Origin of the sequence: Streptomyces sp. NBC_00328, assembly GCF_036139655.1 — a bacterium.
In the GTDB taxonomy this organism is placed as follows: Bacteria; Actinomycetota; Actinomycetes; order Streptomycetales; family Streptomycetaceae; genus Streptomyces.
In genome coordinates, this window is the sequence record NZ_CP108013.1 from 7457320 (window position 1) to 7473928 (window position 16609).

The 16609-nt window shown below is 70.2% G+C and carries 15 protein-coding genes and 1 pseudogene; 9 read left to right on the forward strand and 7 right to left on the reverse strand.

All coding sequences use genetic code 11. The annotated features are described in order from the left end of the window. The first annotated feature begins 8 nt into the window (after nt 1-8). The gene (locus OG485_RS32630; protein WP_328665195.1) at nt 9-593 is read left to right on the forward strand and encodes a hypothetical protein; all 585 of its coding nucleotides are present in this window, start codon (nt 9-11) and stop codon (nt 591-593) included. Nucleotides 594-769: 176 nt separating this feature from the next. Here OG485_RS32630 and OG485_RS32635 read toward each other — a convergent pair whose 3' ends face one another. Together OG485_RS32635 and OG485_RS32640 are read right to left on the reverse strand one after the other, a co-directional pair. Further along, nucleotides 770-1564 (reverse strand): class I SAM-dependent methyltransferase, encoded by a 795-nt coding sequence (locus OG485_RS32635; protein WP_328672164.1) that lies wholly within the window; start codon nt 1562-1564, stop codon nt 770-772. Between the two features lie 26 nt (nt 1565-1590). Then, nucleotides 1591-1743 (reverse strand): annotated as a pseudogene (locus OG485_RS32640) (ATP-binding protein); the annotation flags it as partial. Nucleotides 1744-1885: 142 nt separating this feature from the next. Between OG485_RS32640 and OG485_RS32645 the strand changes: the two are divergent. The 5 genes from OG485_RS32645 to OG485_RS32665 are packed head-to-tail and all read left to right on the forward strand — an operon-like array spanning nt 1886 to nt 5837. After that, complete coding sequence (locus OG485_RS32645; RefSeq protein WP_328672165.1) at nt 1886-2950, forward strand: tyrosine-type recombinase/integrase; 1065 nt, start codon at nt 1886-1888, stop codon at nt 2948-2950. Further along, nucleotides 2947-3261, forward strand: coding sequence for a helix-turn-helix domain-containing protein (locus tag OG485_RS32650; protein ID WP_328672166.1), 315 nt, complete (start codon nt 2947-2949; stop codon nt 3259-3261). The genes OG485_RS32645 and OG485_RS32650 overlap by 4 nt, the downstream gene beginning before the upstream one ends. Before the next feature lie 13 nt (nt 3262-3274). Beyond that, entirely contained in the window at nt 3275-4906 is a 1632-nt protein-coding gene (locus OG485_RS32655) for a tyrosine-type recombinase/integrase (RefSeq protein WP_328672167.1), read from the forward strand. Between the two features lie 33 nt (nt 4907-4939). Next, nucleotides 4940-5404 (forward strand): DUF6228 family protein, encoded by a 465-nt coding sequence (locus OG485_RS32660; protein WP_328672168.1) that lies wholly within the window; start codon nt 4940-4942, stop codon nt 5402-5404. Continuing rightward, complete coding sequence (locus tag OG485_RS32665) at nt 5397-5837, forward strand: hypothetical protein (RefSeq protein WP_328672169.1); 441 nt, start codon at nt 5397-5399, stop codon at nt 5835-5837. The genes OG485_RS32660 and OG485_RS32665 overlap by 8 nt, the downstream gene beginning before the upstream one ends. On the opposite strand, the gene istB is transcribed toward OG485_RS32665, so the two are convergent. Then, nucleotides 5753-6571 carry an IS21-like element helper ATPase IstB gene (gene istB / locus OG485_RS32670; RefSeq protein WP_328672170.1) on the reverse strand — a complete coding sequence of 273 codons (819 nt, stop codon included), beginning with the start codon at nt 6569-6571 and terminating at the stop codon, nt 5753-5755. The genes OG485_RS32665 and istB overlap by 85 nt on opposite strands. Further along, a complete protein-coding gene (istA, locus tag OG485_RS32675; protein ID WP_443048800.1) occupies nt 6568-8202 on the reverse strand; it encodes an IS21 family transposase in 1635 nt (544 codons plus the stop codon). Before istA ends, istB begins: the two co-directional genes overlap by 4 nt. Before the next feature lie 944 nt (nt 8203-9146). On the opposite strand from istA, the gene OG485_RS32680 reads away from it, so the two are divergent. Next, complete coding sequence (locus tag OG485_RS32680) at nt 9147-10139, forward strand: hypothetical protein (RefSeq protein ID WP_328672171.1); 993 nt, start codon at nt 9147-9149, stop codon at nt 10137-10139. Nucleotides 10140-10425: 286 nt separating this feature from the next. On the opposite strand, the gene OG485_RS32685 is transcribed toward OG485_RS32680, so the two are convergent. From OG485_RS32685 to OG485_RS32695, 3 genes are all read right to left on the reverse strand, one after another. After that, a complete protein-coding gene (locus OG485_RS32685; protein WP_328672172.1) occupies nt 10426-10908 on the reverse strand; it encodes a DUF456 domain-containing protein in 483 nt (160 codons plus the stop codon). A 36-nt stretch (nt 10909-10944) separates the two neighbouring features. Then, a complete protein-coding gene (locus tag OG485_RS32690) occupies nt 10945-11925 on the reverse strand; it encodes a winged helix-turn-helix transcriptional regulator (protein WP_328672173.1) in 981 nt (326 codons plus the stop codon). A 660-nt stretch (nt 11926-12585) separates the two neighbouring features. Further along, on the reverse strand, nt 12586-12981 hold the full coding sequence (locus OG485_RS32695; protein WP_328672174.1) for a hypothetical protein: 396 nt from the start codon (nt 12979-12981) through the stop codon (nt 12586-12588). 115 nt (nt 12982-13096) lie between these two features. Here OG485_RS32695 and OG485_RS32700 point away from each other — a divergent pair, with 115 nt between their 5' ends. Together OG485_RS32700 and OG485_RS32705 are read left to right on the forward strand one after the other, a co-directional pair. After that, a complete protein-coding gene (locus tag OG485_RS32700; protein ID WP_328672175.1) occupies nt 13097-14713 on the forward strand; it encodes a protein phosphatase 2C domain-containing protein in 1617 nt (538 codons plus the stop codon). Nucleotides 14714-14813: 100 nt separating this feature from the next. Further along, the gene (locus tag OG485_RS32705; RefSeq protein WP_328672176.1) at nt 14814-16556 is read left to right on the forward strand and encodes a pyruvate dehydrogenase; all 1743 of its coding nucleotides are present in this window, start codon (nt 14814-14816) and stop codon (nt 16554-16556) included. Nucleotides 16557-16609 lie beyond the last annotated feature (53 nt).

The following is a 16609-nucleotide window of genomic DNA, read 5'->3' on the forward strand; positions in this document are numbered from 1 at the left end:
CATGTTGGATGAGCAGCATGAATGAGCATGCTGCAGTGCGACTTCGTCAGGCCATCCGCCGTATCGAAGAGGCCACTCGTGACCGTACCGCCACAGGGTGCCGACCGGAGGACGCTGATGACCTCACCGGAACGTTCGCCACGGACGGGGCACTCGGTTTTGACCCGATCCCCTTCCTGCGCGCCCTGCACGAGGCCGGCTCGCACGCGATGGTCATCGGCCAGGTCGCTGGCATCATGCACGGATCCGCCGAGCTGACCGGGGACCTCGACCTGCTGTGGGACGGCACACCTGCGCAGGCCCGAGCCTTGCGAGATGCCCTCGCCGCGGCTGGCCGCACCGATCTCCCCGACCTCGACCGAGCCCAGGTGGGATACCAGGTGACCGGCGCCGCCGGGGATCTGTGCACGCCTGCCTTGTCCTGGGGCGACCTTGATGTCACCGACTGCCTGGCCCGAGCACAAGGCGCCGACGACTCCTCCGGTTTCACGATCCGCTATGCGTCGCTTGACGACCTGATCCGAATGCGGCGGGCCATCGGACGGCCGAAGGATCATCGCCGCGCCGACGAACTCGACCGCCTGCACACCTGAACACACCATGCCGACGGCGAACGATCGAGGGCGCCTGCCCGGGGTGAGGCACTGTTCAGCGCGGCGGCCCCGGCATCCTTCAGCAGAGCCACCAGCCCACGGTTCCCGAGTAACTGCTGAATCAAATCCTGACTCGAATCCGAATCCCACAGAGCGATCACGACCCGATACGCGCCCTAGCTCGGTTTCCAGGCGGTGAGCTGGAAGAGCCGGGCAGTGTGCATGTAGGGCGGCCGGGCGGTGGTGGCGAGTTCGAGGCGTTCGAGGGCTTCGTAGAAGTCCGGTTCGTGCTTGCGTGCGTCGTCGGTGATGTAGTCGCAGAAGCTGCGGATGCCGTAGTGGGCGATGTCCCGGCATCCGGCCTCCCGCAGGGTGCGGATGATCTCTTCGGCTGTGTGGAGCGTCAATGCCGAGTTGAACATCTGCGTCCGCGCCTGATCGGTGTCGAGTGCGGCGAGTGCGGCTGCGGGGTCCATCTCCCGGACGGCGATGTTCAAGGGCGCCGAATGCCGGTTGATCGCCATGACGGAGATCAGGCCCCCGGCCTTCAGCGGGGAGAGTGCCGAGGCGAGAGTGCCTGGGACGTCGTCCATGTATTGCAGGAGGTTATGGCAGAGCACGACATCGAATTGCCCGTTGGCGAGGTCGCGGGGCAGATCGGTCGCGTCGGCCTCGACGCAGTTGATCAGCTCCGTCACGCCGCCTGCCACGGCTCGCTCGGTGGCCGCTGCGAGCATGGCGGGGGCGTAGTCAACGATGGTGACATGGTGCCCGCGGGCCGCGAGGCGGATGGCGTCTCCGCCGTCGCCGCCGGCGAGGTCGAGTATCCGCAGCGATTCGCCGCCCACGTCGCCAAGGTGACGGAGCAGGTTTGCCTCAGCGATTGAGTAGCGCAGTCGGCCCCAGGGGGCGTCCTGCCACTCCTGCCAGGTGGTCATCGCGGTGTTGAACTTCTCAAGATCTTCAGGCATCTGGCGACGATAGCGGCCTGGCGTCCTCAGCCGGTGTTGCCTTGTGCTGCTGCCCGGGCCTGAGTGATGGCGAGGCGGTAAGAGTCGGTGCCGGTCTGGATCAGGTTGCCGCCGAAGGTGAGCCGGTCGACGATGGCCGCGCAGAGGCGGGGATCGGTGAAGGTCTTGGTCCAGCCACCTGGGGCTGGCACATGTTCCTTTTCGAGGATCGCCGCTGCCATCGGCCCGTATCCATCTCCTGCGGTCCTCGTTGGTCTTCATGGTGGTGCTCGGATTCTCCAGGTGCTGCCTTGATCGGTGAGGTGCGAGGAAGGTGTGCCGGTGACATCCCAGTTGCGGGTGATCGAGGGTGGGGCCGTCCTGCTGGAGCCGGTGACCGCAGATCCATGGGAGTTCCAGGCCGAGTGTGTCGAGGCGTTCGTCGCCTCATGGCGGGCCCGCGGGTTCAGCCCGGTGACGGTCGAGAACGACATCGGCCTGCTGGAACGGACGCTGAACGCGCTGGGCCGACCCGCGTGGGACGTCACGCCGGAGGACATCGACCGCGTCGTCGGCGATCTGGCCCTCGCCGGGCGGGCGGCTTCGACCCGGCGCGAGTATGTGCAGATCTTCAAGGGTTTCCATCGGTTCCTGCAGGTCCGCAAGGCCGTTGAGATTGAAGCGGGGTTCGGCGTCCGTCTGGTCTGCCCGGTGGACGAGTTCAACGCCGCACGGCATGTCGGGGACGACTCGCCGGCTCAACTGCCGCCGCCGACCCCGGAACGGGTGGCGGAGTTCTTCGACTTTCTCAAGGCCCGGATCGCCACCGCTCGCAAGTACGGACCCGCGGCCCGGGACTATGCGATGTTCCGGACCCTCTATCACGCCGGCCTGCGCTCGGAAGAGGCGTCCCTGCTGGACCGTCCCGACGTCCACTTCTCGCGGGGCCCGTTCGGAAAACTCTACGTGCGATTCGGTAAAGGCGCCCGCACCTCCGGACCCAGGCCGCGCTGGGTGCCCATGCTGGACGGCCTCGACCTGGTCCTGCACTGGTTCCTCGACGACGTACGGGGCAAGTTCCCCAACTCGCCGGTGCTCTTCGCGGACGAGTCCGGCGGCAGCCTGCACCGCGGGACGATCCGCAACCGCTTGCGCTATCTGATGGAACTCGAAGGACGCCCGGCCGCCGACCGGTTCAGCCCGCATGCCCTGCGGCGGGCCTGCGCGACTCACAACTACGAACGCGGCGTGGACCTCGTGGCGATCCAGCAGCTTCTCGGTCACTGGACGGTCAGCTCGACCATGAGATACGTCCGGCCGTCCGCGACGTTCATCGAGGACGCCTATCGCCGCGCGGTGACCACCACGCTCAGCGAACTCACCACCGAGGAGGGCAACCCCGCGTGAAGATCCGATGGCGCCTGCGGATGGCCGCCGCCCAGCGTGAGGTCTGGACCGGCACCCAGCTGCAGCGGCTCCTGGCCGAACGTGCCGGCCTGCAGATGTCCTCCGCGTCGGTGTCCGCGCTGTTCACCAAGGAGCCCTCTCAGGTGAAGATGTCCACCTTGATCGCGTTGTGCACCGCGCTGGAATGCACTCCCAACGACCTGTTCGAGGTCGACACCACCCCCGTCGAGCGCCCTGCCGCCCCACCCCGGCCAGCCGCTGACCTGCCCAAGACAGCCTCCGCCCGCGGCCGTTCCATGCCGCCGCTGTGACCCGGGTGGCATCGTGGGCGTCAAACAGAGCGACTGCATCGGCTGCGGAGCCCCGGTCGGCATCATCAACCGGCAGTACTGCTGTCGCTGCACCGCCCGGCAGAAAGAAGCGGCGGCCAGGGCCGCTTGCCCCCGCTGCGGCCAGCAACGCGTTCTCCAAGAGGACACCGGCCGGTGCATCACCTGCTCACGCGTGTGCACCACCTGCGGCCATCCGGTCAGAGACAAGACAGTGACTTTGTGCCGGGACTGCGCACGCAAGACTGAACGCGATGCCGCCAAGGCGCCCTGCCCTCGGTGCCGTCGGCCCGGCTATCTGCGCGAGGACACCGGCTGGTGCGGGCACTGCTCGCGTCCCCGCCAGACCAAACAGCAGCCCCGGCCCTGCCGCGAATGCGGCCGCGTGCGACGGCATGCCGGGCTGGGACTGTGCTCAGCCTGCTGGCAGCGTCACCCCGACCGGCCCTTCGTCCGGGCCGAGAACCTGATCGCCGAACTCGCCGAACCCCCGGACTGGCTGCGGAACTTCGCCGCCGACCTCGCCGCCAAGTACTGCGGCAGCCGCGCCTGCACGATGATCACCTCCCTGGGACGACTTCTTCTGGATGAGCAGCCCAACCACCCGCAGGCTCTGCTCGAACGCTCTCGTCGTTCCGGACGCTCGATGGGATCCCTCGCCCGCGCACTGGAAACCTTCTTCACCGGTCACGGCATGGCCATGGCCACCGATCAGGCCGAGCGGCTCGCGGCCGGCCGCCGACAGCGCCGCATCGACGCCGCCCCCGAGACCCTGCGGCCAACGGTGGACGCATTCGCCGACTTCATGATGCGCTCGCGCGCGAGAGCCCGCCGAGCCGGAACACGGCCTCGCAGCGATGCGACCGTCGAGGCGGCGCTGGCCATCATGCGTGACCTCGCCCGCTTCCTCGCCAGCGAACGCGGCAAGCAGGACTGGGCCCTGACCGACGTCCACGACGTCGAAGCCTTCCTCGCCAGTTCACCCAAGGCTCGAAAACGTCGGCTGGTCGTACTCGGGCAGTTCTTCCGTTTCGCACGTTCCCGAAAGATCGTCCTCGTCGATCCCTCCCACGGCCTGACCTCCCGAGGACCGAGCGGCTTCACCGGAGCGACGCTGACACTCGACCAGCAACGCGTATTGTTCCGCCGCTGGACCACCGGTCCGGACGTCCATCCGCGCGAGGCCCTGCTGGGCATGCTCGCGCTGATGCACGGCGCCTCAAGCCGCGAGGTCAAGATGCTGCAGACCGCTGACCTTGACCCTCATGCCCGGACCGCCCGGCTCGGCAACCGCCCGCATCCGGTTCCCTTGGACCCGGCATCCTGGGCAGTGCTGGAACGCTGTCTCGCTCACCGCGAAGCGCAGCAGACCGACAACCCCCACGTGGTGGTCACCCGCCAGACGAAGTCCGGCCGGGGACCGGCGTCCACCGCCTATGTCAGCCACGTCCTCGACGCCTGTGGCTTCCCGCCCCGAATGATCCGCTGCACTCGCCTGCTCGACCTGGTCAACACCATGGACCCCAAACTTGTGGCCACCGCCTTCGGCATGGACCCCGAAGCCACCATGATCTATCTGTCCGACCGCGTCGATCCCGGCCGCTTGCCCGGCCCGGAATCACGGTGACGGCGGGCGACCGGCTGACCTACTGTTCAGCGGATGAGTACTCACGACGTTGGCCTCAACGAGTTGACCGAGGTGGTCGTCCACTCCCAGGACAACCTGGCGGTCATGGTGAGGTTCTGTGACCGTTTCCGTCCGGACGAAGACTGCGTGCACTACGCCGTCGAGGCATGCGCGCCCGGGCTGAATGCCCGTGTCGATGAAGTAGTCGCGTGGATCTGGGACGCGGACCTGGTGTCCTTCCTGGAGGAGCTGGCCCGGGACTTTCGAGGGTGGGACGGAGAGCGCGTCTGGCAGAACAACGATCACGACCTCACCCTCAGAGCGGTCTTCCGGTCGGGCGGGCATGTCGGGTTGACCTGGACTCTTCGGCCCTGGCCGACTGCCGTCGGCGGCTGGGAGGGTTCCGTCACCACATGGCTGGAAGCCGGTGAGCAGATGTCCACCCTCGTCGGCGATCTCCGCCACTTCCTCCACGAGAATTGGAGTGATCGTGGCTGACCTGCCGACGAATGAGCGTCTCTATATCTGGGGGCGGAACTTGTTCCAGCAACAGCAGGAACCCGTTCTTTGGGCAGGCAGCGTTCTTGCTGCTGCTGCCCGGAAGATGGGGCGGTCACCAGAGATCGACGAGGCCCTGATCCTGGCAGAACGTGAAGACCAGTGGCCGCGGGGCCGCGAAGTCTTCGACCGAATCCGGCGACGGAGCCTGAGCAGAGAAGACCCGTTGACCGAGGAACAAGCTCTGTACTTTGCGCTGGCGGAACTGGTGGCCAAGCTCGCGCATAACGCAGCGGGACAGCGACCGCTTTTCGATCATGATTCGGGTTGGCGCGTCGGGCCGACTGCCTATCGCCTCGTCGCGGCGATGGACGATCCGGAGCTTCGCGAGCATCTGGCGCGGGCCCTGGGCGGATGGCCACAGGACCTCTGACGACCAGAGCTCCCGCTATGCCTCATCGAACCTGTCGCAGTTCGGCAGCACCTCGCACGGGTTCGCCGGAACATGTGCGCTTTGCTGAAACTCTCGTTCGAGGCGATGGCGACGCTGTTCTTCTCCTCACGCTCCGTCAGAACCTGGAACAGCAGCTCAGCGCCCCTGCGGTCCAGCTCCATATAGCCCAGCTCGTCGATGCACAAAAGATCGACGCGACCGTAGCGGGCGATGGTCTTGGTCAGCACCTTCTCGTCCGCGGCCTCGACCAGCTCGTTGACCAGCTTGGTCGCGAGCGTGTACTTGACCCGGTAACCGGCCATCGCTGCTTCGGTGCCCAGCGCGATCAGCAGGTGCGACTTGCCGGTGCCCGAGTCGCCGATCAGACACAGCGGCAGGCCCTTCTTGACCCACTCGCAGGTCGCCAGCGTGTGGATGACCGCCGGGTCCACGCTGGGGTTCGCCTCGAAGTCGAAGGCCCGCAGCGACTTCTCGCGGGGGAAGGCGGCAGCCTTGATCCGTCGTTCCGAGCGGCGGCGGGCCCGGTCGTCGCACTCGGCCATCAGCAGTTCGGCGAGGAAGCCGCGATACGACATCTGGTCGCGGGTGGCTGTTTCGGCGAGCTCTGGGAACTGGGCCCGGATGGTGGGCAGCCGCAGCATGCGGCATGCCTGGTCGACAGCGGCGTCGGCGGCCTGTTCGGTCAACCCGCGGTGGCGTTTGAACGTCGTCATGGCCTGTCTCCCTCGACGGCGGATCGGTCCGGCCGCCGCGGTCGCAGCAGCTGGTCGTAGGCCGCGACCGACGGCAGCGGCCGGTTGTCAGGCGGCAGGTGAGCCAGCCGCCGTTCGGTCAGGAACGTCACCCTGGCCCGGTCCGGCTGCGGATCTGCTGCAGCGGGCGGTGAGTCGTCGGCCTCGGCGGCCTTGCGGGCTTCCAGCGCGACCGCGTCCGCGGTCAGAGCGCCGACCCGCAGGGCGGCGGCGAGCCCGGTCACCAGGTACTCGTGGTGAAGGTGCCTGCCCAGCAGCAGGACCTCGATCAGCGCCCGGGTCCCGTCCCGGTCGCCGTGGGCCTTGCAGGCCGCCGCCCACCACGCGTCATGGACCGGGGTGAACTTGCCCGCGGAGCGGGCCTGTTCCAGGGCAGTCGCGCCGGGGAAAGCGCCGGGCTTGCGGACCAGGGCCTCCAGGTAGTGGTCAAGGTCCAGGCGGGACTGGCCCTTGGCGATCAGCCGCTCGTGCCGGGCGACTTCCTTGCGGCCGTCGTAGACGACGACCTCGGAGGCGTGCAGCATCACCCGAATTGTGCGGCCGATCAGCCCCACGGGCACCGAGTAGCGGTTCGTGCGGACGCTGACCTGCGCGTATCGGTCCACCCGCAGACTGAACAGCCGACCGGTCTCGAACGGCTCGTCCGGCAGCGGCTGCAGCAGCGGGCGTTCGACGGCGAAGTACTCGCCGATCGTCCTGGGCCGCGACCGGATGCGGCGGTCGTCGTCCTCGGCGTCCCACCGCTCGACCATCGCGTTGAGTTCGGCGAGGGAGGCGACTTCTGGGACGGGGACCAGGTGATTTCGCCTGAACCAGCCGATCTGGCCTTCCACCCCGCCCTTCTCGTGGGCACCTTCGAGTCCCGGGCGGCAGTACATGCTCTCGATGCCGTAGTGCGAACGGAACGCGGTCCACCGCTCGTTCTCCACCCGCGCTCTCGACAAGCCCAGCACCCGGGCGACCGCGGCCCGCAGGTTGTCATAGCGCACCTTGCCGCGAGGGACGCCGCCCAGCACGCTGAGAGCGTGGACGTGCCCCTCGAAGAACGCCCCCTGGCCGCACGAGGCGAAGATGCGGTGCACCGCCTTGCCGGAGTACGACAGGCGCATCGCGAACAGGAACACCTTGACCTGCTCGCCGGCCAGACGGATCGTCATGTCCCCGAAGTCGACCTCGGCTTCTGCCCCAGGCAAGTGGGTCTGCGGGATGAACGCGTTCAACGGTCCGCGTCCCGCCTCGATCCGTATCTGCGGGCGGCGATCAGCGACATATACCCGCACCATCGGATAGGTCACCTCCACCGCACCGTGCTCGTCCAGCAGCCGGTCGAAGATCCGCTTGACGGTGTGCCGCTGCTTGCGCGGCGCGTCCAGATCCGCCCGCAGCATCTGGTCGATCACCGGCTTGAACACGTCCAGCCGCGTCTTGCGGGGCGGCAGTTGCTTGCGCGGCTCCGGCCAGACGGACTCCGCGGCCGCCTTCACCGTCCGGAAACCCACCCCGTACTTGCGCTGCAAGGCCCGGTTCGACATGCCCGCCCGGACATCACGGCGTATCGCCGCGTACAGATCGACCTTGGACTTCGGTGGCACCGGCGCCCCCTCACCACGCAGAGCACTCCCAGCCTCCCACCGCAAGCACCCAAGTGGTGTCAAAACTCAGCGATATCACTCTCCGCCAACACCGGGCGGTGTCGCCGTCGATCGACAACCGGTGTCAGAACTCACTGACAAAGCCAGGCGATGTCACCGTGGGTTCACATCCCACACCCACCGCAGGTGAACGACCCCTGACCGGGTAATCGGTCAGGGGTCGTTCTCGTGGGCATCGTCTTGTCCGCCGACGACCGTGACTCCCCGCTGCTTCCCGACCGAACGCGGCTGCCGCCGAGAGGACTCGCGGCTTCCTCCAGCCCGGTCCCGAAGCCTGGCGGTTCAGCTCCCACACGAACACCAGACCGCCGCCCAGGCCCAGCATGCTCCTCAGCAGGGAAACGAGGGTGTTCACCGGGCGCCCCCAGGAGGCTTCGAACGGCAGACGCTCATGTCAGTCCGCCGAGATCACATGGCCGGGGATCGTATACGCCCAGGTGAGGGCGCTCGCGACCGGCACCCGTCGGCCTGCGGTCCCCGGCCCGGGCGGTTGCTGCGTCGGGGCCGGTGCCCAGGGGGCGGCCGAGACGGCACCCGGTCGTCCCCGCGTCCCAGGACGGCATCCCAGGCAGTGCTTGTTTGCGCAGCTCAGGGTGGGTGGGATGGTTGCGTCGTTGCGGGTTGGGCGGTGGTGGTTGTGGTGGGTCCCCGGTGTCTTCGAAGCTGTGGGTGTCGCACCGGCCGGGGTGGATCGAGGGCCCCGGCAGCAGCCTGGTGACGACTCCCGCTTGTGCCTGCGTACCGGGCATCTGTGTGCCCGGGTGCCCGGCGTACGCCGTTCGGCGTCCTGCGGCTCCCCCCAGCCCGCGTCCTGCGGAGCGGGGACATCCGGCGCGGGCCGGGAGCGACCCCTATGGACCACCAACCAAGAAGGAAGACACGACATGAGCAGGAACACCCCCGCACGTCGTCGTCCGGGCCGCCGCGCGGCTGTCGCCGCCGGTCTCGTCCTGGCCGTCGGGCTCGGTGTGTCGACGCAGGTGGCGGCGCAGGCCGCCGTCCCCGCCCCGGTCAAGGCCTCCGCGAAGGCGGCCGCCGCGCTGCGGACGGTCAGTGGCTTCAACGGTGACGTGGTGACCCAGGTCGCCGACTTCTACGGCGCGTACATCGACGCGAAGGACGATGCCGCGGGCCCGGACACCGCACTGGCCAAGGCGCTGCGCGCGCACTACCTGACGCCCGCCTTCGCCAAGCAGCTGGCGGCATGGGAGAAGACGAACCAGGCGGACGGTCTGCTGCGGGCCCAGAACGTCCCGGTGCAGTGGACGGTGAGCGAGGGCGGCAACGGCCTCGAGGTCGTCGTCACCCTGACCTTCGGCGGCGGGGAGTCGCCGACGACGACGACCGACCTCGTCGTGAAGCAGGAGCCCACCGGCCGCATCACCGACATCCGCACCACGAGCATCGCCCCCGCGAAGGCCGCAGCGAAGGCCGCAGCGAAGGCATCTGCGAAGGCGTCCGCGAAGGCGTCCGCGAAGGCATCCGCGAAGGCGTCCGCCGCGGTGCGGTCGGTCAGTGGCAGGACCGGTGACTCGGTGACCCAGGTCGCCGACTTCTACGGCGCGTACGTCGACGCGAAGGACGCCCCCGTCGGCCCGGACGCCGCCCTGGCCAAGGCGCTGCGCGCGCACTACCTGACGCCCGCCTTCGCCAAGCAGCTGAAGGCGTGGGAGAAGACGAACCAGGCGGACGGTGTCCTGCGGGCCCAGAACGTTCCGGTGCAGTGGACGGTGAGCGAGGGCGCCAACAGCCGTGAGATCGCTGTCACCCACACCTTCGGCGGCGGGGAGTCGCCGACGGTGACGACCGACCTCGTCGTGGAGCTGGAGCCGGTGTTCGGCGACGTCACCGGCATCCGCACCACGAGCGCCCGCTGACGGGGCGGCCGCTCCGTCTGGTCCGCTCCCGGCTTCGGCCGGGGAGGGGACCGGCAAGGTGGAGGCGGGTCACCGGACCGCCCACCACGTGGACGGCCGGATCAAGAGGCTGAAGCGGCCCCCGCGCGGTCCGTCCGGCGCGTGAGTGGCACGACGGCCCCGAGCGGCCGGGAAGGATCAAAGCCCAGGTCTCCGGCTTCGCTTCGGTCGACCTGGGCCTCGGTCGTGTCCTGAGGCTGGTGGGCGCGGACGGTTTTGACCCGTCGGTATCCGCCTGGTGAGGCCCTCAGCCCCAGATGACCGCTCCCAGCCACGCCCCCAGGATCAGCTGGCAGGCGAGGAGCTCCGTCAGCACGCTCCAGCCGCCCGCCCGCATCGCGGTCCGCAGCGAGGTCTTCGCCGGGCCGTGTCCGCCCAGGCGCAGCCGCTCGCTGAGGTAGATCCCGCCGATGAAACCGGCCACGGCGCCGACCACCGGGACCAGGAAGAAGCCGAGGAAGGACCCGCCTCCCGCGTACACCGCCATTCGGGTGGTGGCGCCGCTCTCGCGCAGCCGTCGCGGTGGCAGCATCCAGCGGATGGCCTGGGCGAGCAGCAGGACGGCGGTCGAGGCCACCAGGACGGCCCAGGACAGGGTCTGCGGGTAGCTCAGCGCCCACCACAGGACCGCGGCCCAGACGAGCCACGACCCCGGCAGACCGGGCACCAGCACTCCGACCAGGCCGAGCAGAATCACCACGCCGACCAGCAGGAGTTCCCACACTCCCATCTGCCCAGCCTGCCCGAGTGGACGCGAGAGCGCAGGTCAGCCCCGGGCCACCCAGCCGCGCTCGTACGCGTGCCAGCCCAGTTGCAGCCGGGTGGTCACGCCGGTCAGCTCCATCAGGCGTTTCACCCGGCGCTGTACCGTCCTGAGGCCCAGGTCGAGCTGTTTGGCCACGCTCGCGTCGGTCAGGCCCGCGAGGAGCAGGGAGAGGATCTCCAGGTCCGTGGTGTCGGGGCCGTCCGGTTCCTGTTCCACTACGCCCCGGCTGCCCAGCCGCAGCGGCAGCGCGTCCCGCCACACCGACTGGAACAGCCCCGACAGCAGCTCCAGGAGTCCGCTCGCGTGCACGACCAGCGCGGCCGGCTCCGCGGTGTGCGAGGTGAGCGGCACCATCGCGAGCGTCCGGTCGGCGATCACCAGCTTGGTCGGAACCCGGTCCACGACCCGCACCTGCTCGTCGCGGCCGAGCGCGGCGGACAGCTCGGTGATCCCGCCGGGCTGGTCGAGGACGGACCGCTCGACGACCACGCGATAGCCGACACCCCGGCCCGCGGCCTGTTCCTCGGCGTCGTTGTCCGTGCCGGAGACCACCATCGGGGTGCCGGTGACCAGCGCGCACACCTCGTCGCAGGCGCCCAGCTGGAGCTGGAGGAAGCGCTGTGAGACCGCCGCGGCGCCGATCACGACCTCGACCAGGTCGTGCACGGCCGGTTCGCCCGCCGCGCCCCGGTACTCCTCGGCCAGCAGCGCGGCCGCCAGTTCCGCCTTCTCCAGTTCGTGGCGCTGCTGGGTGAGCAGCGCGCCGAGGGCGACTCCGGGCGGCGCGGCGACCCAGCGGCCCGGCCGCGCCGAGGACTGCGCGGCCAGGCCGTGCAGCTCCAGCCGGCGCAGCGCGCGCTCCGTCTCGTACTCGCCGAGCGTGAGCCGGCGCGCGAGATCGGGTACCTCGGCCGCGCCCACGGACACCAGCGCGCGGTACGCCGATTCGTGGGTCTCGTCCAGACCTATCGCTCCCAGCATGCGGCGATGCCCTTCCCGTGGATGCGTTCCGGTCGGCCGGCAGAGCCGTGGCGGATATCGGCCACGGCGCAAACCCGCCCCGGCACATCATCGCCGTACCCCCCGCCCCTCTGACAAGCTCACGTCACCGAGGTGCCAACCGGCGTCCGTGATCCTCCGGTTGGGTCCGGCCTGCGGGAAGCGGCCGTGCCGACTTGTGGACCCAGGGCTGTCCCGGCTCGCGTTCATGCGCGAACCGGGCCTGGAGAAGCGGGGGTTGAGGATTCCGTCCGTGTCCGGGGGCGAATCCGGTGCCGGACCAAATGCAAGACCCGGTGCCGAACCCGGTGCCGAACCGGGCGTCGTCGACGAGTCGACGGGTCGGCGGGTCGACGGGTCGGCGGGTCGGCGGGTCGGTGGTCCGGACCGTGGTCCGGGCCGGTCCACGGCGTGCGCGGGCCCCGGTCACCCAGGCGCCGCCGGGCGGTTCCCCCGTGGGGGGTGGGGCCGCTCGGCGGTCAGGTGTTCGCATCTTCCGGTGCGGATTCCTGTTCGACGGTTCACTCGTGCAGGCCGTTCGACGGGCTGCACCTTGGCCGGTTTTTCCGGATGCCCCGTTTTCAACCGGCCGTCTCGGTGGACAATCGGGAGCATGAGCCAGCAGGGGGAGAAGCCCACCGGTCACGAGGACGACTGGTGGCGGCAGTTGTACGACGACTCCACCGAGGACACGGGGCCCGCCGCCGTGGCCGATTCCCTCGACGACCGGTTCGCGTCGGCGTCCGGGACGCTCGGGGACGGACTGGACGCAGGCCCGGAAACAGGGCCGGACGCCCGGCCCGCGCCGGAACGGAAGCCCCTCTCCGACGTCCGGCCCACCTCGACACGGAGGCCCGCCTCGGAGGTGCCGCCCAGGTCGGAACGGTGGCCGACGTCGGAGGTACCGCCCGCGCCGACGCGGAGGCCCGCCTCGGAGGTCCCGCCCAGGTCGGAACGGTGGCCGACGTCGGAGGTGCCGCCCGCGCCGACGCGGAGGCCCACCTCGGACGTGCCGCCCGCGCCGGAACGGAGGCCCACGTCGGCGGACGCGAGGTCCGCCTCGGATCCGAGGTCCGTTCCGGGTCCCGGGTCCGACCGCCGGCCCGGCGCACCCGGGTTCGACGGTCCGCCGCGTCCCGAAAGGCCTCCCACCGTGCCGGAGCCCTCGTCCCCCGAGCAGGGGACGCAGCCGCCCCCGCCGCCGCAGCAGCCTCCCGCCGGACCGGGGCGACGTCACGACGCCTCGGCCTCCGCCGACCGGCCGGGCGGCGGAGGCCCGCCCGACGGGACGCCCTCCGACGAGCCGGCGTCCCGGCCGGGCCGCTGGGAGCGGGGCCCGGTGCCGGGGCCCGGCGCGGACACGGGCCCGCCCGGCCGCCAGGCGCCCCCGTCGGAACCCGCCTCCTGGGAGCCCACCCCCTGGGAGCCCTCCGTCTGGGAACCCCCGTCCTGGGAGCTCCCGCCCTCCGGTCCGGCACCGGCCGCGCCCTCCGCCCTGCCGCCCGGCCCGAAACCGCCGGGATTCACCGCGCAGGAACCCGGCCCGCACGCCTCGCGGGACACCCGGAGCGACACGTCCGCAGGGCCTCCCGCCGGGCAGGTGCCCGCGTCGAGAGCGCCGTCGGACGTGCCGCCGAAACCCGGGTCGGCTCCCGCCGTACCCCCGGGTGCGGCGGCCCCCGGACCGGGAGCGGGCGCACTGCCCAGCACCACCGGGGGCTTCCGGACCCCACCGCCCCAGTCGGTACCGGGGGACGCGGCGGACGAACCCCGGGGGGCGGTCCTCTCCGTCGTCGAACCGCCGCCCCCCGCCGGCCACGTCGGCTCCGGCCCGCCCACCTACGACCCCGAACCGACCGCGCTGCCGTCCGCCGAGCCCGACGAACTCGGTGACCTGGTCGCCGACACCGTGCTGGACGGCGCACGGTACGGAACGAGCACGCTGCGCGCCGTGTCCGTACGCGGGGACTCCGCCCGCTTCCGGGGCGAGCCGCGCCGGGACGCGCTGCTCACCGCCCGGTTCGGAACGGGCGAGCAGGCGCTCGTCCTGGTGGCGATGGCGACCGGCGCGCGCGCCACCTCGGGCGCGCACCGGGCCGCGGCGGAGGCGTGCCGGTGGATCGGGCAGGCCGTCGGGCGCAGCCACGAACGGCTCGCCGACGACATCAGGGCCGCCCGGCGCGGCGAGCTGAAGTCGGGACTGCACCGGCTCGTCGACCGCAGCCTCGGCCGGCTGCGGGCGAGCGCGGCGGAGCAGGGCGTCGAACCCGAGGAATACACGGCGGGCCTGCGCTGTCTGCTGCTGCCTGCCGATCCGGAGTGCCGCACGCGGGTCTTCTTCGGTGTCGGCGCGGGCGGTCTGTTCCGGCTGCGGGACGGCGAGTGGCAGGACATCGAACCGCGGGTCGCCGACACGACCGGGGAGGCCGTCGTCGGCTTCGGATCACCGCCCCACGAGACTCCCGAGGGCGACCGGCTCACCATGGACCTCGGCATCACGACGCCACCGAGCCCGTACGAACCAGCCCCCCGGCCCCCGCACGCCGCCTTCCGGTTCCGGGCATCCGTCGCCCGTCCGGGTGACACGCTGCTGCTGTGCACCGGCGGCCTCGCGGAGCCGCTGCGCGGCGAACCCGGGCTGGCCGAGTACCTGACGACACGGTGGGCGCGGGCAGAGGCACCCGGCCTCGCCGCGTTCCTCGCGGACGCGTCGGCGCGGGTCAAGGGGTATGCCGACGACCGGACGGCCGCCGCCGTGTGGGAGGCGTAACCGCGCCGCGTGTGAATTCATGGATCCGAGGGATGAGCCGGGGAACGAGGGGGACCCGGGAGACCCGAGGGTTCGAGGATCACGAAGAGGTGTGTGCGGCATGGCCAAGCAGAACGTCGCCGAGCAGTTCGTCGACATCCTCGTCCGCGCGGGCGTCGAGCGGCTGTACGGAGTCGTGGGCGACAGCCTCAACCCGGTCGTGGACGCGATCCGGCGCAACGCGGCCATCGACTGGATCCAGGTCCGGCACGAGGAGACAGCCGCCTTCGCCGCGGGCGCCGAGGCCCAGATCACCGGCAGGCTCGCGGCCTGCGCCGGCTCCTGCGGACCGGGCAACCTCCACCTCATCAACGGCCTGTACGACGCGCACCGCTCGATGGCCCCCGTTCTGGCCCTGGCCTCGCAGATCCCCTCCAGCGAGATCGGCCTCGGCTACTTCCAGGAGACCCATCCGGACCAGCTCTTCCGCGAGTGCAGTCACTACAGCGAACTCATCTCCAGCCCGAAGCAGATGCCGCGGCTCCTCCAGACCGCCATCCAGCACGCGGTGGGCCGCTCCGGTGTCAGCGTGGTCTCGCTGCCCGGTGACATCGCGTCCGAGCCCGCCCCGGACAAACCCGTCGAGACCGCCCTCGTGACCTCCCGGCCCACCGTCCGGCCGGGCGACGCCGAGATCGACAAGCTCGTCGCGATGATCGACGAGGCGGAGAAGGTCACCCTGTTCTGCGGCAGCGGCACGGCGGGCGCGCACGCCGAGGTCATGGAGTTCGCCGAGAAGATCAAGTCGCCGGTCGGACACGCGCTGCGCGGCAAGGAATGGATCCAGTACGACAACCCGTTCGACGTCGGCATGAGCGGGCTCCTCGGCTATGGCGCGGCCTACGAGGCGACCCACGAGTGCGACCTCCTCGTCCTGCTGGGCACCGACTTCCCGTACAACGCCTTCCTCCCCGACGACGTCAAGATCGTCCAGGTCGACGTGCGGCCGGAGAACCTGGGGCGCCGGTCGAAGCTGGACCTGGCGGTGTGGGGTGATGTGCGGGAGACACTGCGCTGTCTGATCCCGCGGGTGCGACCCAAGGGCAATAGGCGCTTTCTCGACAAAATGCTGAAGAAACACGCGAACGCCCTTGAGGGGGTCGTCAAGGCGTACACCCGCAAGGTCGACCGGCACGTCCCGATCCACCCCGAGTACGTCGCCTCGGTGCTCGACGAACTCGCCGACGAGAACGCGGTGTTCACGGTCGACACCGGTATGTGCAATGTCTGGGCGGCCCGTTACATCTCGCCCAACGGCAGCCGCCGGGTGATCGGTTCGTTCTCGCACGGATCGATGGCGAACGCGCTGCCGATGGCGATCGGCGCCCAGTTCACCGACCGGCGGCGGCAGGTCGTGTCGATGTCCGGCGACGGCGGATTCTCCATGCTGATGGGCGACTTCCTCACCCTCGTGCAGTACGACCTGCCGGTGAAGGTCGTGCTCTTCAACAACTCCTCCCTCAGCATGGTCGAGTTGGAGATGCTGGTCGCCGGACTGCCCTCCTACGGCACCACCAACAAGAACCCCGACTTCGCCGCGGTGGCCCGCGCCTGCGGGGCGTTCGGCATCAGGGTCGAGAAGCCGAAGCACCTCGCCGGTGCCCTCAAGGACGCCTTCCGCCACAAGGGCCCGGCCCTGGTCGACATCGTCACCGACCCGAACGCGCTCTCCATCCCGCCGAAGATCAGCGCGGACATGGTGACGGGCTTCGCCCTGTCGGCGTCGAAGATCGTGCTGGACGGCGGTGTCGGCCGGATGGTGCAGTTGGCCCGCTCCAACCTGCGCAACGTGCCTCGTCCCTAGCCCCGGTCGGGTGTGCCGTCGGTACCGGTACCGGTCGGGTGTGCCGCGGATCT

What these genes read in the sequence shown, in the direction of transcription:
- OG485_RS32630 (WP_328665195.1), top strand. Translation starts at nt 9, where the DNA reads ATGAGCAGCATGAATGAGCATGCTGCAGTGCGACTTCGTCAGGCCATC.
- OG485_RS32635 (WP_328672164.1), bottom strand. Translation starts at nt 1,564, where the DNA reads ATGCCTGAAGATCTTGAGAAGTTCAACACCGCGATGACCACCTGGCAG.
- OG485_RS32660 (WP_328672168.1), top strand. Translation starts at nt 4,940, where the DNA reads ATGAGTACTCACGACGTTGGCCTCAACGAGTTGACCGAGGTGGTCGTC.
- istB (WP_328672170.1), bottom strand. Translation starts at nt 6,571, where the DNA reads ATGACGACGTTCAAACGCCACCGCGGGTTGACCGAACAGGCCGCCGAC.
- OG485_RS32680 (WP_328672171.1), top strand. Translation starts at nt 9,147, where the DNA reads ATGAGCAGGAACACCCCCGCACGTCGTCGTCCGGGCCGCCGCGCGGCT.
- OG485_RS32685 (WP_328672172.1), bottom strand. Translation starts at nt 10,908, where the DNA reads ATGGGAGTGTGGGAACTCCTGCTGGTCGGCGTGGTGATTCTGCTCGGC.
- OG485_RS32690 (WP_328672173.1), bottom strand. Translation starts at nt 11,925, where the DNA reads ATGCTGGGAGCGATAGGTCTGGACGAGACCCACGAATCGGCGTACCGC.
- OG485_RS32705 (WP_328672176.1), top strand. Translation starts at nt 14,814, where the DNA reads ATGGCCAAGCAGAACGTCGCCGAGCAGTTCGTCGACATCCTCGTCCGC.